Below are 26,393 nucleotides of genomic sequence, written 5' to 3'. Positions count from 1 at the left end.
TCAGGCGCGCTCCTACAAACCGATCGGCTACTACCGCGATCGCTGCAACCACCCGTAGGAGCGCACCCGGGCGCGACATGGCATTCCCGGTAACGCCGTCGCGCTCAGGCGCGCTCCTACAGGACCGATCGGCTACTACCGCGATCGCTGCAATTACCCGTAGGAGCGCACCCGGGCGCGACATGGCCTTCCCGGTAACCCCATCGCGCTCAGGCCCGCTCCTACCGCGCCGTCACGCCCGGCTGTGGACATGCCGTGCTCCGGCGACTGGGTACACTGCGCAGATGGAACCAAGCGTCAGCACTCCCCGCCCCGTCGATCCCCGTCGTGCCCAGCTGCAGCGCATGAAGCTGTTGGCGGTGGCCCTGCTGCTGGCCATGTTCGCCGGCTTCGTCGTCAGCCACCTGATGGGCGAACAAGGCGTCTGGGCCTGGGTCTCGGCCTTCTGCGAAGCGGCCACGGTCGGCGCACTGGCCGACTGGTTCGCGGTAGTGGCCTTGTTCCGCCGCCCGATGGGCCTGCCGATTCCGCACACCGCCATCCTGCCGCGCGGCAAGGACCGTCTGGCCGACGGCCTGGCGGTATTCGTGCGCGACCAGTTCCTCGCCCCCGAGGCGTTGATGGACAAACTGCGCGTGTTCGACCCGGCCAGCCGCCTCGGCGAATGGCTGGCCAAACCCGAACAGGCGCGCATGCTCGCGCAGATGGCGCGCAGCTGGATGCTGCAGGCGCTGGAACTGCTGGACGAGGCCGCGGTGCGCCGCGCGATCCAGCGCTTCGTGGTCGACCGTCTGCGCAAATGGAATGCAGCCGCCACCGTCGGCGATGTGATGGCACTGCTCACCACCGACGGCCGGCATCAGAAATTGCTGGACGAGGTGCTGCTGCGCCTGGGCGAGTGGCTGGATCAGGAGCAGGTCAAGACGCGCGCCTCGGCCTTGATCGTGCGCTACGCGCGGCGCGAGTGGCCCAAGCTGGTCGGCACGGTGAACTGGGTCAAGCCGATCGAGGAGATCGGCGACAGCCTGGCCGACCGCATGGCGCGGGCGGCGATCGAGGAGTTGCAGGACATCCTGAAGACCCCCGAGCACCCGATCAGGCTCGACTACGAAGCGTGGCTGCAACGCTACATCGCGCGCCTGCGCGACGAGCCGGCAATGGCCGAGCGCGTGGAGGAGCTCAAGCAACGCGTGATCGAACATCCGGCCTTGCAGGACTACGTGCAAGGCCTGTGGGGCGAGATCCGCGATGCACTGCGCAACGACCTGGCGCGTGAAGAATCGTCGATGGCCGCGCACATGGAGCGCTCCATGCAATCGCTCGGCCAGGCCCTGTCGCAGGATCCCTCGCTGCGCGAAGCGCTCAACCAGCACATGTTGCAGGCCGCCGACAAACTCACCACGCGTCTGCGCGCATCGGTGACCGACCATATCGCGTCGACGATGAAAAGTTGGGACGAACGTCACCTCGTCGAACAATTGGAATTGGGTGTCGGACGCGATCTGCAATACATTCGGTTCAATGGAACGTTGGTGGGCGGACTGATCGGGCTTGCCCTTCACGCATTATCGATCTGGCTGGCGTTCTGATGCATTGGCAATGACGTTGATCGCCCACCGGAAGCACGTGCGGACGCCGGGGAGTTTGCACGGGTTCTGATGATCGTCAGGCGCCACCACGAGACCGACCTCGCCGTCGGCCAGCACACCGGGCACGCAACAGGCAAGGCAAAGGAACAGAAATGCCGAATGGCCGCTGGGATCTGCGCAGAAAATACGGGCGCCGCGCATCGATCGGTGCCCTGCTGATTCTCGCCACAGGTCTGATTGCCGCCATTCTCGCCGGCCTGTCGCTACAGCGACATAACGAGCTCGAGCGCGAGCAGCGTTTCAACTATGTGGTGCGCACGCTGACACGCAACATCAGCGAGCGCATGTATACCTTCGAACACGGGTTGCGCGGCGCACGCGGTGCCTTGATCGGCGCCGGCAAGGATGTCATCAGTCGCGACCGCTTCACCTTGTACAGCCGCTCGCGCGATTACACGCGCGAGTTCCCCGGCGTACTGGGTTACGGCTACATCCATCGCGTTGCGCCCGCCGACGAAGAGGCCTTCCTGCAGGCCGCGCGCGCGGACGGTGCACCGGACATCAAGCGCCGGCCGCTGGCGCCCTGGGACGGCGAGCGTTACATCGTGCTGTATTTCGAACCGGAGTCCTCGGGCAACCGTCCGATCGGTCTGGACATCGCCTCCGATCCGCGTCGCCGCGCGGCGGCACTGCAGGCCGCACGCAGCGGCGTGCCGATCATGACCTCGCCGATCTCGCTGTCCGGTTATCGCATTCCCAGCGAGAGCGGATTCCTGGTGCTGCTGGCGGTCTATCGCGAGGGCATGCCGCTGCAGACGCCGCAACAGCGCATGGCCGCGACCAGCGGCTGGGTGTACGCGCCCTTCAGCGTCGAACAGATGGTGGAAAGCACCCTGGGCGAGCGTGACGACGTGGCGCTGGATCTGTCCGACCGCAACGAGCCCACCCACAACTTCTTTCGCAGCGGCACGCCGTCCAGCGACAGCGCGCGTCGCCCGCCGGTGATCCAGCAGCTGCAGATCTACGGCCGCACCTGGATCATCACCGCCCACCCCACCGCCAGCTTCCTGGCCTCGCTCAACCAGACCTCGCCATGGCTGACCGGCGGCCTGGTGCTGGGCGTGTCGGTGCTGCTGGCGGCATTGCTGGTGCTGTATTTCAGCAACGGCCTGCGGCGCGAGGAAGTGCTGCGCAAACAGATGGAGCTGGCGGCACTGGTCAGCCATTCCAGCGAGGCCATCGTTGCCGAAACTCCGGACGGACACATCACCCACTGGAATCCCGCTGCCGAAGCGATGTTCGGCTACAGCGCGGACGAGGCGATCGGCCAGAACCTGACGATGCTGCTGTCGCCGCAGCCATATGCGATCCCCGACATCGAGCACGCCGACGAGCACCATTCGGTCGATACCTCGGCGGCGCTGAGCATGCGCCATCGCGATGGGCATCTGGTCCATGTGCTGGCCAGCAAGGCCCCGATCATCGAACGCGATGCCACCCTGAGCGGGCACTCGCATTTCTTCCGCGACATCTCCGAGCGGGTGCGTTCGCATCAGCGCATCGTCGACCTGAATGCATCGCTCGAACACCAGGTCGCCGAACGCACCAGCGAATTGATGAAGTTCTCCGCGCTGCACCGGGCGATCCTGGCACACGCCGGCTTTGCCATCATCGCCACCGACTCCAGCGGCTTTGTCACGCTGTTCAATCGCGCCGCGGAAAAACTGCTGGGCTACAACGCCGACGAGGTGATCGGCCGCCGCAAGGCCGGCCAGTTCATCGAGCAGGAGGAACTGCAGGAGCGCGCGCACCTGCTGTCCGAGCAGACCGGCGCCCCGGTGGCGCATACGCTGGAGGCAATCGCCGCGCTGACCAGCCTGGGCCGCAGCGACACCAGCGAATGGACCTACGTCAGCCACGAAGGCCGCCGCCTGCCGGTGCTGCTGACCCTGAGCACCCTGCGCGACGATAACGACCAGGTGATCGGTTACCTGGGCATGGCGGTGGACCTGACCGAGCAGAAACTGCACGAGAAACAACTGCGCCTGGCGATGGATGCGGCCAAGAGCGCCAACCAGTCCAAGTCCGATTTCCTGGCCAACATGAGCCACGAGATCCGCACCCCGATGAACGCGATCCTGGGCATGCTGTACCTGCTCCAGCGCAGCGAACTGCCCGGTGCGGCGCAGGACATGGTGACCAAGATCGACCGCTCCGCGCGCTCGCTGCTGGAGATCATCAACGACATCCTGGACTTCTCCAAGATCGAGGCCGGGCGCATCGATCTGGAACGCGCACCGTTCGACCTCAATCAACTGTTCGACAACATCGCCGACCTGATGCGTTCCTCGCTCAGCACCAAACCGGTGGAAATGATCGTCGAGCCACTGCCGCGCGACTGCCGCTGGTTGCTCGGCGATGCGCTGCGCATCAACCAGGTGCTGGTCAACCTGGTCGGCAACGCGATCAAGTTCACCGAGCAGGGCGAAGTGGTGCTGTCGGTGCGGCGCTTCCCCAGCGGCGATCCGAACAAGCTCAAGCTGCTGTTCTCGGTGCGCGACACCGGCATCGGCATTTCCAAGGAAAAGCAGAGCCTGATCTTCTCGCCGTTCCTGCAGGCCGACACCTCCACCAGCCGGCGCTACGGCGGCAGCGGCCTGGGCCTGACCATCAGCCGGCGCCTGATCGAATTGATGGGCGGCGAGCTGGAAGTGGAAAGCGTGCCCGGCCGCGGCAGCGAGTTCTACTTCGTGGTGACGCTGGAAAAATCCGCCCCGCCGCTGGCACAGCGCGACCTGCCGGCGCTGCCGCCGGAAGCGATGCCGCGGGTGTTGATCGCTGACGACCACGATGCGGCGCTCAACAACCTGGTGCGCATCGCCAGCGAACTCGGCTGGCGGGTGGATGCGGTCGCCAGCGGCCAGGCCGCCCTGCAGGCGATCGAGCAGGCCAGCGAGCCCTACGACATCTTCCTGCTCGACTGGCGCATGCCCGATATCGACGGCGTGGCGATCGCGCGGCAGATCCGCGCACGCGCCGTGCCCGGCCCGCATCCGGTGATCGTCATGGTCACCGCCTACGAGCGCCGGCTGCTGGAGCAGCATCCCGAGCAACAGGACCTGGATGCGGTGATGACCAAGCCGGTGACCAGCGCGGCGCTGCACCGGCTGGTGGAGCAACTGGTCCACGAACGCCCCGGCGCGCGGCCGGTGGCGCCCACCTTCGTGGCGCGTCGGCTGGAAGGCGCGCATCTGCTGCTGGTGGACGACAGCGAAATCAACTGCGAAGTGGCGCAGCGCATTCTCGAAGGCGAAGGCGCCATGGTCACGGTCGCCCACGACGGCGAACAGGCCATCAACACGCTGCGGCGCGCGCCGGAGCTGTTCCAGCTGGTGTTGATGGATGTGCAGATGCCGGTGGTCGATGGCTATGAAGCCACGCGGCGGCTGCGGCAGATCCCCGCGCTGGCCAGCCTGCCGGTGATCGCGCTGACTGCCGGCGCCTTTCGCCCACAACAGGAGAAAGCGCTGGAAGCGGGCATGAACGGTTTCATCGCCAAGCCGTTCAATGTGGAGGAACTGGTCACCGCCATCCGCCACTTCCTGCAGCCGGGTGTACGGCGCATCCCGTCGCTGCCGCACGAGGCCGCTGTGCAGGGCGGCCCCGAGTGGGAACACGCCGACCCGGAGGTGCTGGATGCGGCGCGTGCACGCAGCCTGTGGCGCGAGCGCGAACCGTACGAGCGCTATCTGCTCAAACTGCTGCGCGACAACCCCGACCCGGCCGAGGCCGCAGCCGAGCATCTGCGCCGCAACGAGCTGCCGGCGATCGGTGCGCTGGCGCACAAGCTGCGCGGCGCGGCCGGGTCGCTGGCATTGCCGGCCCTGGCCGGTGCCGCCAGCGACCTGGAAACCCGCATCGAGCAGGGCCACGACATCACCTCGGCACTGCTCGCACTCAAGGACACCATGCAGCGTACCGCCGCGGCGGTCCATGCCTTCCTGCAACACGGCGACAGCGACGCGGAAGCAGGCGATGACGATGCCGCGCTGGACGCGGACAGCGTGCAGATCCTGGAAGCGGCCCTGGGCAGCGACGATGCCGACAGGATCGACCACGCGCTGCTGATCTGCGCGCCGCATCTGCCGCGCAACCTGCAGGAAGCACTGCAGCGTGCGGTGGAAGATTTCGACTTCCGTCGCGCCGAGGCCACCTTGCGCGACTGGCAAGCCACTCACCTGCGCTGACCGCTCACCACGCCGGTGGCAAGGAGCCTCCATGCCGCATCGTCCCCTGCTGTGTGTCGACGATGAATCCAGCAACCTGGCCACCCTGCGCCAGCTGCTGCGCGACGATTTTCCGCTGGTGTTCGCCAAGTCCGGCGGCGAAGCGCTGGAGGCGGTGCTCCGCCACACGCCGGCGTTGATCCTGCTGGATGTCGAGCTGCCCGACATGGACGGCTATGCGGTGGCGCGCACGCTCAAGCAGCAGCCCGCCAGCACGGCCATCCCGATCCTGTTCGTGACCTCGCGCAGCAGCGAGCACGACGAACGTACCGGACTGGAAGCGGGCGCGGCCGATTACGTCAGCAAGCCCTACTCGCCCGCCCTGCTCAAGGCGCGCATCGCCACCCAGTTGAAGCTGGCCGAAAGCGCGCGCCTGGCGCAGCACTATCGGGATGCGATCCATCTGCTCGGGACCGCCGGGCAAGGTCAGGATGCCGACACCGGCGCGCATATCTGGCGCATGGCCGCCTATGCGCAGGTGCTGGCCGAGCAGGTCGGCTGGCCGGCGCAACGGGCGCAGCTGCTGCAGGATGCCGCGCCCCTGCACGACGCCGGCAAGATCGCGGTGCCCGGCAACATCCTGCACAAGCCCGGTGCATTGGACGAACACGAACGCACCGTGGTGCGCCAGCACCCGCAGGTCGGCCACGACCTGCTGCGGCACGGGCGCGGGCCGGTGTTTCAGCTTGCTGCGGAAATCGCGCTGCATCACCACGAATGCTGGGACGGCAGCGGCTATCCCAACGGCCTGGCCGGCGAGGCCATTCCCGAATCGGCGCGCATCGTGGCGGTGGCCGACGTGTTCGACGCGCTGTGCGGGCGGCGCGCCTACAAGGCGCCGTGGACGGTGGACGATGCGATGCGCAAGCTCGACAGCATGGCAGGCAAGCAACTGGAACCGCGCCTGGTGCAGCAATTTCGCGAGGCGTTGCCGCAGGTCCTGCAGATCATGGATGCCTGGGATAGCGCGGCGCCGGGGACCTGAAGAGCGGGGATTGGGGAATCGGGATTGGGGAATCGAGGAGCGGGGAGCGCGAGGGCTGGACGGGCTGAGCAGTTTGTGGGCCGATCGGGTGAGTTGGCACAAGGCATTCGCACCCGTCTTGCGAGCTGTACGGCTCTCTCAGGTGGGCTGGTGGTGTTATCGGCCCTGTGATGCGTACGCAGTGTTGCCTGGCGCGTGCTTGAACACCGCTTCGCACGGGCGGACAATAGCCATGTTGCGCCGCACAACACCGTGCGACGCGGGCCGGTCCGGTCGCCATCTGCGCGCCATCGATGCGGCCCCGCAACCGAGAGTCCGATGTCCTCCAGCGTGTCCGAGGCCGGCGTCACGCCGCCGCGTTATCCCGATTACCGCATCATCTCGCTGATCCTGGCCTGCGCCATCTTCATGGAGCAGATGGACGCCACCGTGCTGGCGACCGCGCTGCCGACCCTGGCGCGCGACTTCGGCGTTGCCGCGCCGGCGATGAGCATCGCCATGACCAGCTACCTGCTGGCGCTGGCGGTGCTGATTCCCGCCAGCGGCGCGATCGCCGACCGCTTCGGCCTGCGCCGGGTGTTCGGCGCATCGATCTGGGTGTTCGTCGGCGGCTCGATCCTGTGTTCGCTGGCCGACAGCCTGCCCACCATGGTCGCCGCGCGCGTACTGCAAGGCGCCGGCGGCGCGATGATGGCCCCGCTCGGCCGGCTGATCCTGCTGCGCACGGTGGAGCGCCGTCACCTGGTGTCGGCCATGGCCTGGACGCTGGTGCCGGCCTTCATCGGCCCGATGCTGGGCCCGCCGCTGGGTGGATTTTTCGTCTCGTATCTGGACTGGCGCTGGATCTTCTACATCAACGTGCCGATCGGCATTGCCGGCTTTTTGCTGGTGCGCCGTTTCATTCCGGAAATTCCCACCGAATCGGCGCCGGCACGTTTCGACCTGCGCGGTTTCGTGCTGTGCGGCACCGCGTTGGGCTGCCTGTTGTTCGGCCTGGAAATGGTCAGCCAGCAGGATGGCATCGGCACCGCGAGCTGGCTGCTGGCCATCGGCGGCAGCGCTGCGCTGGGATATCTGTGGCATGCACGCCACCACCCCGCTCCGCTGCTGGACCTGAGCCTGCTGCGGATCGATTCGTTCCGCTTGTCGGTGATCGGCGGTGCGCTGATGCGCATCACCCAGGGCGCGCATCCATTCCTGCTGCCGCTGCTGTTCCAGATCGGCTTCGGCATGAGTGCCGCACACAGCGGGCGCCTGATCCTGGCCACCGCGCTCGGTGCACTGCTGATGCGCAGCATCACCCCGCAGTTGCTGCGCCGCTTCGGCTATCGCAACAGCCTGATCGGCAACGGTGTGCTCGCCAGCCTGGGCTACATGGTGTGTGCGTTGTTCCGGCCCGACTGGCCGCCGGCGCTGATGTTCGGTCTGCTGCTGTGCTGCGGCGCGTTCATGTCGTTCCAGTTCGCCGCCTACAACACCATCGCCTACGAAAACGTGCCCGCATCGCGCATGAGCCGCGCCAGCAGCCTGTACACCACCTTGCAGCAACTGATGCTCTCGGTCGGCGTATGCGCCGGCGCAATGATCCTCAAGCTGGCGATGCTGGCCGGCGATCACACCCAGCCTGCGCAACGCGATTTTTCGCTGGCGTTCTGCGTGGTCAGCCTGATTTCGCTCAGCGCCACCTGGTGGCATGTGCGTTTCGACAAGGATGCCGGGCAGGAAATGAGCGGGCACCGGGCTTCGAGCGGCTGACCGCAAGGCTGCGTAGCCGGCGCAGCTACATAGCCGTGACTGGAATCTGCGTGCACCGCCCCGGCAACTGCGGGTTCCATGCGACATCCTCATCCAATTGCCAACTGCTCGCACTGATTGGTTGACCAGTCTTGCAACGTGTCATGTCCGCCAACTCGCATGACAGCACCCCACAGGTGCCGCCATGCCTGCCATCATCGCGCCTTGTCGTTTTGCCGCGACGCGGCCTCGGCACGCGCCACCAGCAGGAACGCCAGCGGAAAGCCGATCTCGATCGCGACTGCCGCGAAGATGCCGGCGTTGACATGCCCGGCCACCCACTCCGCCACGCCCAGCACTGCCAGCAACAAACACGCGGTGACAAAGCCCGCAACCACGGCACGGCGCCCTGGCGACGGTGGCGCCGTTCGCACCAGCAGCAGCATGACGCCGATGGCCGCATACAGCGGTGCGGCGCGTCGGCCGAGCACGCCCAGCGCGTCGCTGTCGAAGGCCACGCCCCAATTGGCCAGCATGGCCGCAGGTGCCAGCAGCCAGGCCGCGCCCAACGCGAAGAACGACAACGCCGACAGCGTGGCCAGGTAGCGAAATGCGCGCGATGCAGTCGGCGCGCTCATGCGTTCACCTCCACGACCGTGCGCCCCTGCACCTTCCGCGCCTCGCCGCCAGAGTGGGGCTGATGCAATCCCCGGCCATCGACCAGCAACCGGTCTGCAACCGCAATGCCGGCATCGCGGGACGCCTGGACCACACCGGCAAGATCGACGCCAGGAATCAGCGGAAGATGGCGAATGATCGGGCCAGCTCTGCTCACCGCCACCGCCACCGCCATCGCGTGGTGGCAGTTGCCGGTCGAATTCTCGACAGCAACCCTCACCTCGCCCGGCATCAACGCGTCTTCGTTGAACCGGACCAGCCTGGTAACCACCGGCTCGCTGGTCTGAGCGGCAAGCACTGCATCGAAGGTCATTGCCTTCTCCTGTTGGGGTCAAGGCCGCGCGCGACCGCGTCACCACCGACGCATCGATAACGGCATGCACACTGCAGTCGCTGCAGCTCGTTTGTGCAGCGGTGCAACCCGGCGCGGCGCAGCTGAAACCTGTTGCGCTCACCGCCAGGACCGGCACTTGCAGTGGTTTGTCGGCCGGGCTTATCCGGCGTGGGATGGCGTCGTGGTCTCGGACGGCGTCTTCGCATCGAGCTGCAGGTTCTTGCGAATCAGCGCCTGGAACACGCCCGCCGGCGCAAACCGCCGCAGGAACTGCAGCTGTCCGGCGATCTTGCCCGCGGTGTAGCGCACCTTGGGCTGCTGGGCGCGCGCCGCCTTCACCACCACGTCGGCGACGACAGAGGGCTCGTCCGCGCTTGCCATTGCCTGCGCCACCACCTGGCCGACCTGGGTGCGCACCTGACGGTAGTTTTCCAGTGGCGCATCCGGGGCGAGAGTGTTCGCCTCGAACTGGGTTTTGGTGTAGGCCGGCTCGATTACCGTGACCCGGATTCCGTAGCTGCGCAGCTCGTGGTCCACCGCTTCGGAGTAACCCTCCACCGCGTGCTTGCTGGCCGCGTACAGCGCCGCATACGGCGTGGGCACCAGCCCGATGATCGAGCCGATGTTGATGATGCGGCCACTGCCCTGGCGGCGCATCTGCGGCACCACTGCGCGCGTCATGCGCACGACACCGAGGAAGTTGGTGTCGAGGATGGCCTTGGCCTGCTCGATCGAGCTTTCCTCCGCAGCGGCAGGAGACACACCGAAACCGGCGTTATTGACCAGCAGGTCGATGCGCCCTTCCCGTCGCAGCAGCTCCTGGATCGCGGCGTCGACCGATTCGTCGCTGGTCACATCCAGCGCCAGCAGCGTAAAGGCGCGCTGCCCGGACTGCGCGCCGCGACGGCTGGTGCCGTACACCGTATAACCGGCGGCAGCCAGCGCGTTGGCAGTTGCTTCGCCGATGCCGGAGGAGGCGCCGGTCACCAGCGCAACAGGGGGTTTGCTTGTCATTGGATTTCCTTGAGTGCAGTGAGTGACAGGGCGGCAGTCGATTGACGATCACGCCGCGACTGGGAAGCGATGGCTTGGCTAAAAACGCAGTCCTACCGGTGAAAGCTCGACCACGTGTGTGGCGGATGCACGCCTGTCGGTTAGTTGGATGCCTGCAACGACGACAGGATCTGGTCGCGACACACCGCGATGATTTCGTCGGCCAGTGGCGAATCGTTCGGGCACGACCGCGACAGCACGATGGCGCCGATAGCGTGCGCCATCATGTCCAGGTTGCTGGCGCGCTCCGCTGCTGCCTCGGCGGTGCCGGGCGCAGCGCCGCTGCGGTCGAGCGAGGCCAACAGGTTTTCGACCCCGGTGGCAAACGCCTCGCGCACTTCCTCCGGCTGGCGCGCGGCATCGGCGCCCAGCGCCGCCATCGTGCAACCGGTGGCAAGGCTGTCGCGATGTCCGCGCGACAGATAGAAGTTCACGAAATCCGCCTTGTCCACGTGCTCGGTCTGCGCGGCGATGTTGGCCAGGCCGCAGGCCGCCGATTCGGCCATCAGATCCGCCTTGGAGCGGAACTGCTTGTAGAAGCCGCCGTGGGTGAACCCTGCAGCGGCCATCAGATCGGCGATGCCGATCCCTTCGTAACCGCGCTCGCGAAACAGCACCGAGGCCGTCTCGACGACGTGCGCCCGGTTTGCCTGCGCCTGTGCCTTGGTCACTTTCATCGTTGGGACACTCCGTGCTTGTGCGGGACTGGGAAGAGCGGCAGCTTACTTTGATGTCATTCGTCATCAAAGTGTTGACACTTTAGATTTTGATCGTAATCTTTGTCAACCACTGATTCCGAGCACCGCCAATGACCCACCCTTCGCTGTTCGAACCCTATGCACTGGGCGCGCTGACGCTGGCCAACCGCATCGTGATGGCCCCGCTGACCCGCAACCGTGCGGGCGCCGGCCTGGTGCCGAGCGCACTGGCGGCCACCTACTACGCCCAGCGCGCCTCGGCCGGCCTGCTGATCACCGAGGCCACCCAGGTCTCGCCGCAGGCCCAGGGCTATCAGGACACCCCCGGCCTGTACACGCCCGAGCAGATCGCCGGCTGGCGTGCGGTCACCGACGCCGTGCATGCCAAGGGTGGGCGCATCTTCGTGCAGCTGTGGCATGTGGGCCGGGTGTCGCATGTCGACCTGCAGCCGGGCGGCGCCGCACCGGTTGCGCCGTCGGCGATCCGCGCGGCGACCAAGGTGTTCGTCAACAACGGTTTTGCCGATGTCTCCGAACCACGCGCCCTTGCGCTGCACGAACTGCCGGGCATCGTCGACGACTTCCGCCAGGCAGCGGCCAATGCGATTGCCGCCGGCTTCGATGGCGTCGAAATCCATGGCGCCAACGGCTACCTGCTGGAGCAGTTCATCAAGGACGGCGCCAACCAGCGCACCGATGCCTACGGCGGCTCGATCGAAAACCGCGCGCGCCTGTTGCTGGAGGTGGTCGCTGCAGTGAGCAAGCAGATCGGCGCCGATCGCACCGGCGTGCGCATCTCGCCGGTGTCGCCGGCAAGCGGCATTTCCGGCAGCGATCCGCAGCCGCACTACGACTACATCGCCGAGCAGCTCGATGCGCTGGGCATCGTCTACCTGCACGTGGTCGAAGGTGCGACCGGCGGCCCGCGTGACGCGGCCCCGTTCGACTATGCCGCGCTGCGCAGCAAGTTCACCCGTACCTATCTGGCCAACAACGGCTACGACCTGGAACTGGCCAACGCCCAGTTGCGCGCAGGCAACGTCGACCTGGTCGCCTTCGGCCGCCCGTTCATCAGCAACCCCGATCTTGTCGAACGTCTGCACACCGGCGCAGCGCTGGCGCCGTTGAATCCGGCCACGCTCTACGGCGGTGGCGCCGAAGGCTATATCGACTACCCGTCCCTCGCCGGCTGAGGCTGTCTCGCCTGGCGTCTTTCATCCACTGTCATCAAGGAATTCTGCATGTCCACACTTCCCGCTGTCCTCATCACTGGCGCCTCCACCGGTATCGGCGCCGTCTACGCCGAGCGCTTTGCGCAACGTGGCCACAACCTGGTGCTGGTCGCACGCGACAAGGCCCGCCTGGATGCGCTGGCGGCGCGTCTGCACGCTGCACATGGCGTCAACGTCGACGTGCTGCAGGCCGACCTGACCCAGCCCGCCGACCTGACCGCAGTGGAAGCCCGCCTGCGCGACGACGCGCAAATCGGCGTCCTGATCAACAACGCCGGCATGGCGCAGTCCGGCGGCATCCTGCAGCAGAACGCCGAGGCAATCGACCGCCTGCTGGCGCTCAATGTCACCGCGTTGACCCGCCTGTCTGCCGCGGTTGCGCCGCGCTTTGCGCAGTCCGGCAGCGGCGCGATCATCAACCTCGGCTCGGTGGTGGGCTTCGCTCCCGAATTCGGCATGAGCGTCTATGGCGCCACCAAGGCCTTCGTACTGTTCCTGTCGCAGGGGCTGCACCTGGAGCTGGGCTCCAAGGGCGTGTATGTGCAGGCCGTGTTGCCGGCCGGTACGCGCACCGAGATCTGGGGGCGTGCCGGTATCGACGTCAACACGCTCAGCGATCTGATGGACGTGGGCGAACTGGTCGATGCCGCGCTGGTTGGTTTTGATCGCCGCGAACTGGTCACCATCCCGCCGCTGCACGTGGCCGAACGTTGGGACGCACTGGATGGCGCGCGCCAGGGGCTGCTGTCTGACATCCGCCAGGCCACCGCCGCCGAGCGCTATCAGCCGGCGGCCTGACCGGCCCGGCGGCGCAACCGCCCGCAGCGCTTGCCAGGGTGAGCGCTGCGGGCCTGCGCTGAGGCGTCGCGCATTCGCGCTGCTGCATGGATGCGTCGGTGCAAACCGCCCTCATGGCGATCAGGCTGCAGGCACGGAATTGCCAGCGCACAGGTGAAGGCGGCCGGGGATCGCATCGTGCCCGGCCACGCATCCAGACAACGACAGCAGTGGACCCGAACCAGATGAAAGCGCTCACCTTCAAACGCTATGGCAAATCTCCCGACATCGGCTTCAGCGAGCGCGCCCGCCCGACGCTGCAGCCCGACGAACTGCTGGTCGAGGTGCACGCCGCTGGCGTGAACCCGATCGACAACATGATTCCCACCGGCATCTTCAAACCTGTGGTGAAGTTCGAGCTGCCCGCCACGCTGGGCAGCGACGTGGCCGGGATCGTCATCGACGTCGGCAGCCGCGTCACCCGCTTCAAGCGGGGCGATGCGATTTTTGCCAGCGTGTTCGATCTTGGCCGCGGCACCATCGCCGAGTATGTCGCGGTACCGGAAAGCGCCGCAGCGCTGAAGCCGGCCAATCTGGATTTTGTGCAGGCGGCATCGCTGCCGATGGTCGCGCTCACGTCCTGGCAGGCCCTGAAGGAACGTGCCGACCTGCAGCCCGGCCAGAAAGTGTTCATTCCAGCCGGTTCCGGCGGTATCGGCACCATCGCGATCCAGCTGGCAAAACACCTCGGCGCCACCGTCGGCACCACCACCAGCACCGGCAATGTCGCGCTGGTGAACAGCCTTGGCGCAGACGAGGTGATCGACTACAGGCAACAGGACTTCGAGACCGTGCTGCGCGGCTACGACATCGCGCTTGGCACGATGCGGGGCGATACGATCGAAAAATCGCTCGCCATCCTCAAGCCCGGCGGCAGGATCGTGTCGCTGGTCGGGCCGCTGGATGCAGCCTTTGCCCGCGCACGCCGGTTGAATGTGGTGCTGCAATTCGTCTTCGCCATGATGAGCCGCAAGATCATCCGTCTAGCGAACAAGCACAACGTCGCCTACTCGTTCCTGTTCGTACGCCCCAATGGCACGCAACTGGCCAAAATCGGCGAACTGCTCGAAGCCGAACGCATTCGCCCGGTCATCGACAAGGTGTTTGCGTTCGAGCAAGCCAAGGAAGCGCTCGAGTATCTTGCGCAGGGCCGTGCCAAGGGCAAGGTAGTGGTGAAGATCAATAAATAATAAAGCGCATACCCGAGAAAAATGCGACATAAAATCGAAACGGCGACAGAAAATCTGAAAAACAGAAATCAACTTCTTTGCATCGCTTCAAGCCAAAAATAATCCACCCTCGGTGGATTATTTTTAAACGTCACCAGTCAACCGTCGACCTCAAGCTCCATCTACGCCACAACTTCTTGTTCGATTGTACGTGTAGGAGGTCAGTACCCAGCCGCCACCGCTGCCATTAGGACCCGACTGCCACGTATATGTCCACGTTCTAGCAATACCGCCCCCGCAGCTCGACACTCCGAATGTTTGACCATTAGAACCGCCTGCCGGAAGTGGGACAGGTGGAGCCTCTTGAAGTGGGCGAATTGCGCCGCTATCGGTGCTTGAAAGGCGTACTGTGATGTTTCCGGAAAACGTAACATTCGAATCAAACGACGTCCCCGCCCCCGGTGCTGCTGATAGCCACTGCGCAATCTGTTTTGCTTCACGCGAACCTGCTGCATAAGTAGTTTCGCTGGTTATCGATGTTCGGGCACGATTTTCCTGACCGAAACCTACTAGTGGGAAAGCAATAGACGTGACAAATAACAACTTGGCAGCGAATGCGGATATACATTGCATAAGTTCTCCATGAATGTCTTTTGCCGCAACTCAAGTATTGCCCGAATAAATTAACAGGACATGAACAATGCTTTTATACATTACCATATATTAAAATATTGTCTTTTAAATTTTAAATATATTTACGGGCGATATATAGCACTTATAAAACAATCTTCCGCCAACGCTTTTCTAATGGTGAATTGGTGAACGTTGAAACACGATAAAAAAGGCCGCCCACGGGCATAATTCTGTTCACTTAAGCGCTTGATCGAGCGTTTTGCGGCTGAATAACGTCGCCAAACCCAATGAAAACAGCGCTTCCCTGAGACACGAAAGCGCCGTTTTTTCTTAAAGTGAACAGCATTACGCCCACGGGCAGACTATTTGCTGGAAGCAATTGCAATTAGTAGAGAAGCACGATGACGGATTCTCAGCTCCGCCATCGCGCTTTGGCACGTCCTTACAAGCCGTGTGCCGCCAGTTGCCCGAGACGCTGCACTGCGACCGATACGGTCGGGTAGTCCAGGGTCTTCTGCTCGGCCACATCGGCGAGCATGGCCAGGGTGAAGCGCAGGCTGGAATCGTCGCGTGCCAGCCAATTGGCCACCTTGTCCTCGGCGCTGCTGCCGGGCAGGGTCAGCACCTGCGCCACCAGTGCGCGTTGATGCGCGGCCAGCTCGTCGCGCAGTACACCACGTGCCACCGCGTGCCAGCGGCCGTTGACCTCCAGCGCGTCGATCTGCTCAAACAACCACGGCAAACGCAGCGCTTCGCCCAGGCGGAAATGCACCTTGGACACGTCCACCGGCTTGAGCTTGCGGGTGCGCGCGGTTTCGATGATGTCGAAGGCCGATTCCAGATAGCGTAGCTCGGACAACTGCTGCGCCAACTGCGGCGGTAGGCCCTTGTCCTGCCATTCCTGCACGCTGGCTTCGTACTGCGGGCGCTGCGTATCGGAGAGCACACCGGAGGCGACACGGATGTCGTTGAACGGGCCGTGGTAACGCTCCACCGCCGCGGTGATGCCCGGCATCTGGCCCGGACGCAACAGCAGCCAACGCACGAACGAGCGCTGCAGGCGCCAGATCACTTCCAGCGCATCGATCTGCACCGACTCGGGTACCTTGCCGTCCAATGCGTCGATCTGCGTCCACAGCGCGCGTGCATCCAGCGTTTCGCGGCTGATGGTGTAGGCCTTGGCGACCTCGGCGATGCTGCGGCCGGTGTCTTCCTGCATGCGCATCAGGAAGGTGGCGCCCATGCGGTTGATGGTGGTGTTGGTCACCGCGGTGGCGATGATCTCGCGCTTGAGGCGGTGACGCTCCATCGCATCGGCGTACTTTTTCTGCAGCGGCTGCGGGAAGTAGCGCTGCAATTCCTTGGACAGATACGGATCTTCGGGAATATCCGATTCCAGCAGCTGCTGGAATGCCACCAGCTTGGAGTACGACAGCAGCACCGACAGCTCCGGGCGCGACAAGCCCTGCCCGCGAGCCTTGCGTGCGGACAGTTCGGCATCGGACGGCAGGAACTCGATCTGCCGATCGAGCAGGCCCTGCAATTCCAGCGTGCGGATGAAGTGCTGCTTGGAGCCGAGACGTTTGACGCTCATCCGCTCCATCAGGCTGATCGCCTGGTTCTGGCGGTAGTTGTCCCACAACACCAGGTCGGCCACTTCGTCGGTCATCGACGCGAGCAGCGTGTTGCGCGCGTCGTAGGTGAGCTTCTTGGCCTGCACCATGTCGTTGAGCAGGATCTTGATGTTCACCTCGTGATCGGAGGTGTCCACGCCGGCCGAGTTGTCGATGAAGTCGGTGTTGAGCAGCACCCCGGCCTGCGCGGCCTCGATGCGGCCGAGCTGGGTCAGGCCCAGGTTGCCACCCTCGCCCACCACCTTGCAGCGCAGCTCGCCGCCGTTGACGCGCAGGCCGTTGTTGGCGCGGTCGCCCACATCGGCGTGCGACTCGCTGGACGCCTTGACGTAGGTGCCGATGCCGCCATTCCAGAACAGGTCCACCGGGGCCTTGAGGATGGCGTTCATCAGCTCGTTGGGCGAGAGCTGCTTGACGTTGGATTCCAAGCCCAGGACCTCGCGCACGGGCGCGCTGATGTCGATGGACTTGAGCGTGCGCGGATAGATGCCGCCGCCGGCGCTGATCAGCTTGGCCTCGTAGTCGGCCCAGCTGGAACGCGGCAGCTTGAACAGGCGCTCGCGCTCGGCGAACGAGGCAGCGGCATCCGGATTGGGATCCAGGAAGATATGCCGGTGATCGAACGCGGCCAGCAGGCGGATATGCCGCGACAACAGCATGCCGTTGCCGAACACGTCGCCAGACATGTCGCCGATGCCGACCACGCTGAAGTCCTGGCTCTGGCAGTCGCGCCCCATCGCACGGAAGTGGCGCTTGACCGACTCCCACGCACCGCGCGCGGTGATGCCCATGCCCTTGTGGTCGTAACCGACCGAACCGCCGGAAGCGAACGCATCGCCCAGCCAGAAGCCGTGGTCCAGCGCCAGCCCGTTGGCGATGTCGGAGAACGTGGCGGTGCCCTTGTCGGCCGCGACCACCAGGTACGGATCATCCTGGTCGTGACGCACCACCTGCGGCGGCGGCACGATCTTGCCGCCGACGATGTTGTCGGTGATGTCGAGCAGGCTCTGGATGAACAGCTTGTAGCAGGCGATGCCTTCGGCCTGGATCGCATCGCGGTCGCCGCCGACCGGCGAGCGCTTGACGTAGAAACCGCCCTTGGCGCCGACCGGCACGATGACGGTGTTCTTGACCATCTGCGCCTTGACCAGGCCCAGCACCTCGGTGCGGAAATCCTCGCGCCGGTCCGACCAGCGCAGGCCGCCGCGCGCCACCGCGCCAAAGCGCAGGTGCACGCCTTCCACCCGCGGGCTGTAGACGAAGATCTCGCGGTACGGGCGCGGCTTGGGCAGGTCCGGCACAATCGAAGAATCCAGCTTGAAGCTGATGCAGTGGCCGTGCTTGCCGCTCTTGTCGGTCTGGTAATAGTTGGTGCGCAGCGTGGCGTCAATCACACCGATGAAGCTGCGCAGGATGCGATCCTCGTCCAGGCTGGAGACGCGATCCATCAGCTTCAGCAGCGTGGCGCGCGTGGCTTCCTGCTGCGCATCGCGGTCGCTTCCGCGCGCCTGCAACACCGGCTCCAGGGCCTTGAGCGTGGCCTCGTCGTCACCGGCCAGCACCGACAGTTCCTCGCGCAGGCGTTCCTGCCCGGCGAAGATCTGCGCCTTGGTCTCGCTGCCGGTGGCCGGATCGAAGCGCGCTTCGAACAGTTCCACCAGCAGGCGCGCCAGCAGCGGGTAACGGGTGAACGTCGCCTCGACATAGGCCTGCGAGAACGGCACCGCAGTCTGCAGCAGATACTTGCAGTAGCCACGCAGCAGCGCGACCTGGCGCCAGTGCAGGCCGGCGGCCAGAATCAGGCGGTTGAAGCCGTCGTTTTCGGCATCGCCGCTCCAGATCCGCTCGAAGGCTTCGCCGAAACCGGCGTCGGCATTGGCAGCGTTGATCTTGCCGGAGGTCGATTCGACCTCGAAATCCTGGATGTAGACCGGCGTCTCGCCGACCTGCAGCCGGTACGGCCGCTCGGAGATCACCCGCAGGCCCATGTTCTCCATCATCGGCATCGCGTCGGACAACGGGATGTCGTCGAGCTGGCGATACAGCTTCAGGCGCAGGCCTTCGCCGGCGTCCAGCCGCACGCCGTCGTCGCGACGGATCTCCTGCAGGCTCAGGTGCAGATCGTCCGGGCCGTCCAGTGCGGCCAGATGCTCGACGTCGGACACCGCCGATTCGATCGACGAGTCCTCGATATAGCCGGCCGGCAGCGCACGCCCGAAGTTGGCGGCCATGCGCAGGCCATTGACCTCGCCATGCCGCGCCACCAGCGCCTCGCGCAGGGCATCGCGCCAGTTGCGCAGCAGATGCGCAAGCCGCGCCTCGAGTTCGGTGGTGTTGAATTCCAGCGCCTCGCCACTCTTGGGCCGCACGATCAGGTGCAGCTGCGCCAGCGGCGACTCGCCCAGCACCACGCTGGAATCGATGTATTCGCCGTGCAGCGCGTCCTTGAGCAAGGCCTCGATGCGCAGCCGCACATCGGTGTTGAAGCGTTCGCGCGGGATGTACACCAGCGCGGAGATGAAGCGGCTGTACTTGTCGCGGCGCAGGAACATGCGGCTGCGCACGCGCTCCTGCAGGCCGAGGATGCCGATCGCGGTGCGATACAGCTCTTCCTCGTTGGACTGGAACAGCTCCTCGCGCGGCAGCGTCTCGAGGATGTGCCGCAGCGCCTTGCCGCTGTGGCTGCTCGGGGTCAGCCCCGACTTGCTCATCACGTATTCGTGGCGCTGGCGCACCAGCGGGATTTCCCACGGGCGGCGGTTGTAGGCGCTGGAGGTGAACAGGCCCAGGAAGCGCTGCTCGCCGACGATGCGGCCCTTGGCATCGAATTCCAGGATGCCGATGTAATCCATGTAGCCGACCCGATGCACGCGCGAGCGCGCATTGGTCTTGGTCAGGATCAGCGCATCCTTGAGCTTGGCCGAGGTGTTCAGGCCGTGCGCCGCCAGCGTGGTCACCGGGCGCGCCGGTGAGGTGTCGCGGCCGCGCATCAGGCCCAGGCCGGTTTCTTCCACCGGCGCCAGCACGTCCTGGCCGTCCTGCTTCTCCACGCGGTACTCGCGATAGCCGAAGAAGGTGAAATGATCGGCCGCCGCCCAGCGCAGGAACTCCTGCGCCTCGTGGCGGCTGATGTCGTCCATCGGCAGGCGGCGGGTGGCCAGGTCGTCGGCCAGCATCACCATCTTTTCGCGCATCGACGCCCAGTCGTGCACGATCGCGCGCACCTCGCCCAGCACCTTGCGCACCGCCGCTTCCACTTTGGGCATGTCCTCGGCAGGCTGGCGGTCGATCTCCAGCACCATCAGCGATTCGCTCTTGCCCTCGCCCACCGCGGTCAGCTTGCCGGCCTTGTCGCGCGCGATGCGCAGCACCGGGTGGCCGAGCACGTGCACGCCGATGCCCAGGTCCGACAGCGTCATGCTCACCGAGTCCACCAGGAACGGCATGTCGTCGTTGACGATCTGCAGCAGCGTGTGCGGCGATTCGTAACCGTGGCTCTTCAGGGTCGGGTTGAACACCCGCACGTTGACCGTGCCGGGCTTGCGCGTGCGCGCAAATTCCAGCATGTCCGCCGCCAGGGCCGCCCACTGTTCGGCCGGGTGGTTGGGGAACTCGTCCTCTTCCATGCGCCGGTAGAAGTCGGCGGCGAACAGCTGCACCTCGGACTGGCGGGCGGCCGGGTAGCGCTTGCGCAACGCGGCAAACACCGGCTCCAGGGTGACCGCCTGCGGCGCGGTGGCAAGCACGGGGACGGCATGGTCGGCGACCGGTTTGACCGACGTCGTGGACGATTTCGAAGCAGCTTTCTTGGCTGTCATGAGAGCGCTGGGATGCTCGGTGGAAAACCTGAATTGTACCGGCGCCGGATGAAGACGCCTTGCTGCATAGCGCAAAATCCTGGTCGGGCGCCCGCCCTCGGTGAGGCGCAAAAGCACTACCCGACTGTAATTCCTGCAGCGGCGCCGGATTGGCGCCTGCATGGCCAGCCGCCAGACCGCCACAACCGGCAAAGTCCGGCCGGGCGCTTGGGCCACAAGGCGTTGCGCAGACAGAACTGCGACCGTCAAGCCTGTTTAAAAACTAAACTGGACGGTATAGTCTACCGCCATGACCCCCCGTTCCCACCGTGCTGCCCGGCGCTCGGACTGCGATCGCCGCATCCATGCGGCTGTGCATACGCTGCTTGCCGAGCGCGGCATGCGGCTGAGCATGGACGCGGTGGCCGAGCGCGCCGGCTGCTCCAAGCAGACGCTCTATAGTTATTACGGTTGTAAAGAAAACCTGCTGCGCGATGTGCTCCAGGACCATGTGCACCTGGCCACGGTGCCGCTGGGCACCGCCTCGGGCGAGTTGCGCGAGGATCTGCTGGCCTTCGCGCTGGCCCACCTTGACCGCCTGAACCGCCCGGATGTGTTACAGACCTGCCGGTTGGTGGAAGCCGAATCGCACCGGTTCCCCGATCAGTCGCAGCAGATCTTCCAGGACGGGGTCGTCGGCATGCAGCAGCGCCTGGCGCAGCGCTTCGAGCAGGCGATGCAGGCCGGCCAGCTGCGCCATGACGATCCGCACTGTATGGCCGAACTGCTGTTGAGCATGATCGTCGGTCTGGATTTCGACCGGCAACGCTTTCAGGTTCCCCACCGCGCCGGCCTTCCCGCCAGGCAGCAGTGGGCGCAATTCGCTGTCGACACCTTCCTGCGCGCATTTGCCGCGGTCGCTGCCACGCCTTCGCTGTCCCCGCTTTCCTTTCTCACTTCAAGACCCTAACGGAGTTCCTCCTGATGATCGCCCCGCTCCGCACATTCGGCCTGGCCTGTGCCATCACCCTGGCGCTGGCTGCCTGCAGCAAGCCCGAACAACAGCAGGCGCCGCCGCCGCCGGAAGTGTCGGTGCTGGAAATGAAGCCGCAGACCCTGCCGCTGGAACGCGACCTGGTCGGCCGGCTGTCGGCATTCCGCTCGGCCGACGTGCGCGCGCGCGTGGACGGCGTGCTGCTCAAGCGCCTGTACACCGAAGGCACCGACGTCAAGGAAGGCCAGCCGCTGTTCGAGATCGACCCGGCGCCGCTGAAGGCCACGCTGCTGCAGGCGCAAGGCCAGCTGGCCGCCGCCGAGGCGACCTACGCCAATGCCCAGGTCGCCGCCAAGCGCGCGCGCAGCCTGGCCCCGCAGCAGTATGTGTCGCGTGCTGACATCGACAATGCCGAAGCCACCGAGCGCTCCTCCAGCGCCAACGTGCAGCAGGCACGCGGCCAGGTCCAGTCCGCCCGCATCCAGCTCGGCTTTGCCAGCGTCACCTCGCCGATCACCGGCCGCGCCGGCATCCAGCGCGTGACCGAAGGTGCGCTGGTGGGCTCGGGTGAGGCGACCCTGCTGACCACGGTCGACCAGATCGACCCGCTGTATGTGAACTTTGCGATGAGCAGCGAAGAGCTCGCCGCCCTGCGCCAGGCCCAGAGCAGCGGCAACGTGCAGCTCAGCGGCGACGGCAAGTCCACCATCAACGTGGAACTGGGCAACGGCACGCAGTACCCGCACCCGGGTACGCTGGATGTGTCGGCGGTGACGGTGGACCCGAGCACCGGTGCGGTGTCGCTGCGCGCGACCCTGCCCAATCCAGAGCAGGCGCTGCTGCCGGGCGCGTTCGTGACCTTCAAGGCCAGCCTTGGCCAGCGCAACAATGCCTATCTGCTGCCGCAGCAGGCCGTGCAGCGCGATGCCACCGGCGCCTATGCGCTGGTGCTGGGCAAGGACGGCAAGGTGGCACGCAAGAATCTCACCGTCGATGGCCAGCAGAAGGGCCAGTGGATCGTCACCGCCGGCATGACCCCGGGCGACCAGGTGATCGTCGATGGCGTGCAGAAGGCGAAGGAAGGCCAGCCGGCCAAGGGCGTGCCGTGGGATCCGAACAAGCCGGCGCAGGGCGGCCAGCCCGGCGCACCGGGCGCGGCTCCCGCCGCTGCCCAGGGCGGCGGCGCGCAGGCCGCACCGGCGGCCGACAAGGCCGATGCAGCGGCACCGGCCGCGCAGGAACAGTCCAAGCCGGACGCTGCGGCGCAGCCGGCCGACTCCCAGTCCAAGCAGCAGTAACGGAACCCGGACATGCCTAAGTTTTTCATCGAACACCCTGTCTTTGCCTGGGTGGTGGCGATCCTGATCTCGCTTGCGGGCGTGATCTCGATCCTGAATCTGGGTATCGAGTCGTACCCCACGATCGCCCCGCCGCAGGTCACCGTTACCGCCAACTTCCCCGGCGCCAGCGCCGATACCGCCGAAAAAGCGGTGACCCAGGTCATCGAGCAGCAGCTCACCGGTATCGACCACCTGCTGTACTTCAACTCGTCCTCGGCCGCCAACGGCCGCGTGACCATCACGCTGACCTTCGAAACCGGCACCGACGCGGATATCGCGCAGGTGCAGGTGCAGAACAAGGTGTCGCTGGCCACGCCGCGCCTGCCCTCGGAAGTCACCCAGCAGGGTGTGGTGGTGGCCAAGGCCAACGCCGGCTTCCTGATGGTGGCCGCGTTGCGCTCGGACAATCCGTCGATCAACCGCGACGCGCTCAACGACATCGTCGGCTCGCGCGTGCTCGAGCAGATCTCGCGCGTGCCCGGCGTGGGCAGCACCAACCAGTTCGGCGCCGAGTACGCGATGAACATCTGGTTGAACCCGGAGAAGCTGCAGGGCTACAACCTGTCGGCCACCCAGGTGCTGACCGCGGTGCGCAACCAGAACGTGCAGTTCGCTGCCGGTTCGGTGGGCGCCGACCCGACCCCGGAAGGCATCAGCTTCACCGCCACGGTCTCGGCCGAGGGCCGCTTCAGCTCGCCGGACCAGTTCGAGAACATCATCCTGCGCACCGACAACAACGGTGCCACGGTGCGGTTGAAGGACGTCGCACGGGTTACCGTGGGGCCGAGCAACTACGGCTTCGACACCCAGTACAACGGCAAGCCCACCGGCGCCTTCGGTATCCAGCTGTTGCCGGGCGCCAACGCCCTGAACGTGTCCGAGGCGGTCGGTGCCAAGCTCGACGAGCTGCAGCCGACCTTCCCGCAGGGCGTGACCTGGTTTGCGCCGTACGAATCGACCACCTTCGTGCGCATCTCCATCGAGGAAGTGATCCATACGCTGGTGGAAGCCATCGTGCTGGTGTTCCTGGTGATGCTGCTGTTCCTGCAGAACTTCCGCGCCACCGTGATCCCCACGCTGGTGATTCCGGTCGCGCTGCTGGGCACGTTCTTCGGCATGTACATGATCGGCTTCACCATCAACCAGCTGACGCTGTTTGCGATGGTGCTGGCGATCGGCATCGTGGTCGATGACGCGATCGTGGTGATCGAGAACGTCGAACGCATCATGAGCGAGGAACACCTGGAGCCGAAGGCGGCCACGCAGAAGGCGATGACCCAGATCACCGGCGCGGTGGTGGCCATCACCGTGGTGCTGGCAGCGGTGTTCATCCCCTCCTCGCTGCAACCGGGCGCTTCGGGCGCGATCTACAAGCAGTTCGCCTTGACCATCGCCATGTCGATGGGGTTCTCCGCGTTCCTGGCGCTGAGCTTCACCCCGGCGCTGTGCGGCGCGTTCCTCAAGTCGACCCATTCGACCAAGAAGAACTGGATCTACCGCACCTTCGACAAGTACTACGACAAGCTGGCGCATCGCTATGTCGGCGTGGTCGGCCACACCCTCAAGCGCTCGCCGCCGTGGATGATCGTGTTCGTGGTGCTGGTGGTGCTGTGCGGCTTCCTGTTCACCCGCATGCCGGGCAGCTTCCTGCCGGAGGAAGACCAGGGCTTTGCGGTGGCCATCGTGCAGCTGCCGCCGGGCGCGACCAAGATCCGCACCAACGAGGCCTTCGCGCAGATGCGTGCGGTGCTGGAGAAGCAGCCGGCCGTGGAAGGCATGCTGCAGATCGCCGGCTTCAGCTTCCTGGGTTCGGGCGAAAACGTCGGCATGGGCTTCATCCGGCTCAAGCCGTGGGAAGAGCGTGACGTCACTGCCGAGCAGTTGATTCAGCAGCTCAACGGCGCCTTCTACGGCATCAAGGGCGCGCAGATCTTCGTGGTCAACCTGCCCACCGTGCAGGGCCTGGGCCAGTTCGGCGGCTTCGACATGTGGCTGCAGGACCGCTCCGGCGCAGGCCAGCAAGCTTTGACCCAGGCGCGCAACATCGTGCTGGGCAAGGCGGCGGAAAAGCAGGACACCATGGTGGGCGTGCGCCCGAACGGGCTGGAAGACGCGCCGCAGCTGCAGCTGCACGTGGACCGTGTGCAGGCGCAGTCGATGGGCCTGGACGTCAGCGACGTCTACAGCTCGATCCAGCTGATGCTGGCGCCTGTCTACATCAACGACTACTTTTCCGAAGGCCGCATCAAGCGCGTCAACATCCGTGCCGACGACCAGTTCCGTACCGGCCCGGAGTCGCTGCGCAGCTTCTTCAGCCCCAGCGCCACAGCCACCGGTGCCGATGGTCAGCCGGGGATGATTCCGCTGAGCAATGTGGTCAAGGCCGACTGGACCTACGCCTCGCCGGCACTGAACCGCTACAACGGCTATTCGGCGGTGAATATCGTCGGCAACCCGGCGCCGGGCGGCAGCTCCGGCCAGGCGATGACCGCAATGGAGGAGATCGTCAACAACGACCTGCCGCCGGGCTTCGGTTTCGACTGGAGCGGCATGTCGTACCAGGAAATCATTGCCGGTAATGCGGCCACGCTGTTGCTGGCGTTGTCGGTGGTGGTGGTGTTCCTGTGCCTGGCCGCGCTCTACGAGAGCTGGTCGATTCCGGTGGCGGTGCTGATGGTGGTGCCGATCGGCGTGCTGGGTGCGATCACCTTCTCGATGCTGCGCGGTCTGCCGAACGATCTGTACTTCAAGATCGGCATGATCACGGTGATCGGCCTGGCGGCCAAGAACGCGATCCTGATCGTGGAGTTCGCGGTGGAGCAGCGTGCGGCGGGCAAGACGCTGCGCGAGGCGACGCTGGAAGCGGCGCATCTGCGCTTCCGCCCAATCCTGATGACCTCGTTCGCGTTCATCCTGGGCGTGCTGCCGCTGGCCATCTCCACCGGTGCCGGCGCCAACTCGCGTCACTCCATCGGTACAGGCGTGATCGGCGGCATGGTGTTCGCCACCGTGCTCGGCGTGATCTTCATTCCGCTGTTCTTCGTGGTGGTGCGCCGCATGCTGGGCGACAAGCTGGACGAACAGTCCAAGGAGTACCTGCTCGCGCAGAACGACTCGGGCCCACATCGTCCGGATCGCTGATCCCGGACATGGCGCAGAACGAAAAGCCCCGGCAGTGCCGGGGCTTTTTTTTGCGCGCCTCTGATGTCCCGTAGGAGCGCACCTGGGCGCGATAGGCCTTACCGGGAACGCCCGTCGCGCCCGGGTGCGCTCCTACGGAGTGGCAGGGATTGGTGACATGGCGTGCTTCGACAGGACCCGCGCAGCGCGATCCGCGACAACCGCCATGCCGTCGTAGGAGCGCACCTGGGCGCGATAGGCCTCACCGGTAACGCCCGTC

Annotated in this window: 15 protein-coding genes; 10 read left to right on the top strand and 5 right to left on the bottom strand. The window is 65.5% G+C overall.

Annotated elements, in window-relative coordinates:
* The first annotated feature begins 284 nt into the window (after window positions 1–284).
* The 4 genes from DYQ94_RS20430 (at window position 285) to DYQ94_RS20415 (ending at window position 8,615) form a co-directional block, all read left to right on the top strand.
* Entirely contained in the window at window positions 285–1,589 is a 1,305-nt protein-coding gene (locus DYQ94_RS20430) for a DUF445 domain-containing protein (protein ID WP_024940197.1), read from the top strand.
* Window positions 1,590–1,741: 152 nt separating this feature from the next.
* Window positions 1,742–5,836, top strand: a complete 4,095-nt coding sequence (locus DYQ94_RS20425) for a CHASE domain-containing hybrid sensor histidine kinase/response regulator (protein WP_126966042.1) — start codon at window positions 1,742–1,744, stop codon at window positions 5,834–5,836.
* 31 nt (window positions 5,837–5,867) lie between these two features.
* Window positions 5,868–6,860, top strand: coding sequence for an HD-GYP domain-containing protein (locus DYQ94_RS20420; protein ID WP_046343123.1), 993 nt, complete (start codon window positions 5,868–5,870; stop codon window positions 6,858–6,860).
* Window positions 6,861–7,178: 318 nt separating this feature from the next.
* Window positions 7,179–8,615 carry a DHA2 family efflux MFS transporter permease subunit gene (locus tag DYQ94_RS20415; RefSeq protein WP_054593009.1) on the top strand — a complete coding sequence of 479 codons (1,437 nt, stop codon included), beginning with the start codon at window positions 7,179–7,181 and terminating at the stop codon, window positions 8,613–8,615.
* A 194-nt stretch (window positions 8,616–8,809) separates the two neighbouring features.
* On the opposite strand, the gene DYQ94_RS20410 is transcribed toward DYQ94_RS20415, so the two are convergent.
* The 4 genes from DYQ94_RS20410 to DYQ94_RS20395 form a co-directional block, all read right to left on the bottom strand.
* Complete coding sequence (locus tag DYQ94_RS20410; protein WP_160954585.1) at window positions 8,810–9,232, bottom strand: hypothetical protein; 423 nt, start codon at window positions 9,230–9,232, stop codon at window positions 8,810–8,812.
* Window positions 9,229–9,585 carry an MDR/zinc-dependent alcohol dehydrogenase-like family protein gene (locus tag DYQ94_RS20405; protein WP_104576090.1) on the bottom strand — a complete coding sequence of 119 codons (357 nt, stop codon included), beginning with the start codon at window positions 9,583–9,585 and terminating at the stop codon, window positions 9,229–9,231. Before DYQ94_RS20405 ends, DYQ94_RS20410 begins: the two co-directional genes overlap by 4 nt.
* 180 nt (window positions 9,586–9,765) lie before the next feature.
* Window positions 9,766–10,620, bottom strand: coding sequence for an oxidoreductase (locus DYQ94_RS20400; RefSeq protein WP_065031628.1), 855 nt, complete (start codon window positions 10,618–10,620; stop codon window positions 9,766–9,768).
* A 140-nt stretch (window positions 10,621–10,760) separates the two neighbouring features.
* On the bottom strand, window positions 10,761–11,336 hold the full coding sequence (locus DYQ94_RS20395) for a TetR/AcrR family transcriptional regulator (protein ID WP_024940190.1): 576 nt from the start codon (window positions 11,334–11,336) through the stop codon (window positions 10,761–10,763).
* Window positions 11,337–11,467: 131 nt separating this feature from the next.
* On the opposite strand from DYQ94_RS20395, the gene DYQ94_RS20390 reads away from it, so the two are divergent.
* The 3 genes from DYQ94_RS20390 (at window position 11,468) to DYQ94_RS20380 (ending at window position 14,616) form a co-directional block, all read left to right on the top strand.
* A complete protein-coding gene (locus tag DYQ94_RS20390; protein ID WP_104576086.1) occupies window positions 11,468–12,550 on the top strand; it encodes an alkene reductase in 1,083 nt (360 codons plus the stop codon).
* 48 nt (window positions 12,551–12,598) lie between these two features.
* Window positions 12,599–13,387, top strand: coding sequence for an SDR family NAD(P)-dependent oxidoreductase (locus DYQ94_RS20385; protein ID WP_126966038.1), 789 nt, complete (start codon window positions 12,599–12,601; stop codon window positions 13,385–13,387).
* Window positions 13,388–13,473: 86 nt separating this feature from the next.
* The gene (locus DYQ94_RS20380; RefSeq protein ID WP_345776753.1) at window positions 13,474–14,616 is read left to right on the top strand and encodes an NADP-dependent oxidoreductase; all 1,143 of its coding nucleotides are present in this window, start codon (window positions 13,474–13,476) and stop codon (window positions 14,614–14,616) included.
* A gap of 1,054 nt (window positions 14,617–15,670) precedes the next feature.
* On the opposite strand, the gene DYQ94_RS20375 is transcribed toward DYQ94_RS20380, so the two are convergent.
* A complete protein-coding gene (locus DYQ94_RS20375; protein WP_126966036.1) occupies window positions 15,671–20,680 on the bottom strand; it encodes an NAD-glutamate dehydrogenase in 5,010 nt (1,669 codons plus the stop codon).
* A 289-nt stretch (window positions 20,681–20,969) separates the two neighbouring features.
* Between DYQ94_RS20375 and DYQ94_RS20370 the strand changes: the two genes are divergently transcribed.
* The 3 genes from DYQ94_RS20370 to DYQ94_RS20360 are packed head-to-tail and all read left to right on the top strand — an operon-like array spanning window position 20,970 to window position 26,134.
* On the top strand, window positions 20,970–21,629 hold the full coding sequence (locus DYQ94_RS20370; RefSeq protein WP_024940186.1) for a TetR/AcrR family transcriptional regulator: 660 nt from the start codon (window positions 20,970–20,972) through the stop codon (window positions 21,627–21,629).
* 14 nt (window positions 21,630–21,643) lie between these two features.
* Window positions 21,644–22,951 carry an efflux RND transporter periplasmic adaptor subunit gene (locus DYQ94_RS20365; protein WP_039522021.1) on the top strand — a complete coding sequence of 436 codons (1,308 nt, stop codon included), beginning with the start codon at window positions 21,644–21,646 and terminating at the stop codon, window positions 22,949–22,951.
* A gap of 12 nt (window positions 22,952–22,963) precedes the next feature.
* Window positions 22,964–26,134, top strand: coding sequence for a multidrug efflux RND transporter permease subunit (locus tag DYQ94_RS20360; RefSeq protein ID WP_065031636.1), 3,171 nt, complete (start codon window positions 22,964–22,966; stop codon window positions 26,132–26,134).
* Window positions 26,135–26,393: the final 259 nt, after the last annotated feature.

It is taken from the genome of Xanthomonas sp. LMG 8993 (assembly GCF_009835065.2).
Classification (GTDB): domain Bacteria; phylum Pseudomonadota; class Gammaproteobacteria; order Xanthomonadales; family Xanthomonadaceae; genus Xanthomonas; species Xanthomonas arboricola.
The sequence above is the reverse complement of the archived record's forward strand: the minus strand, read 5'-3'. Positions and strand labels throughout refer to the sequence as shown.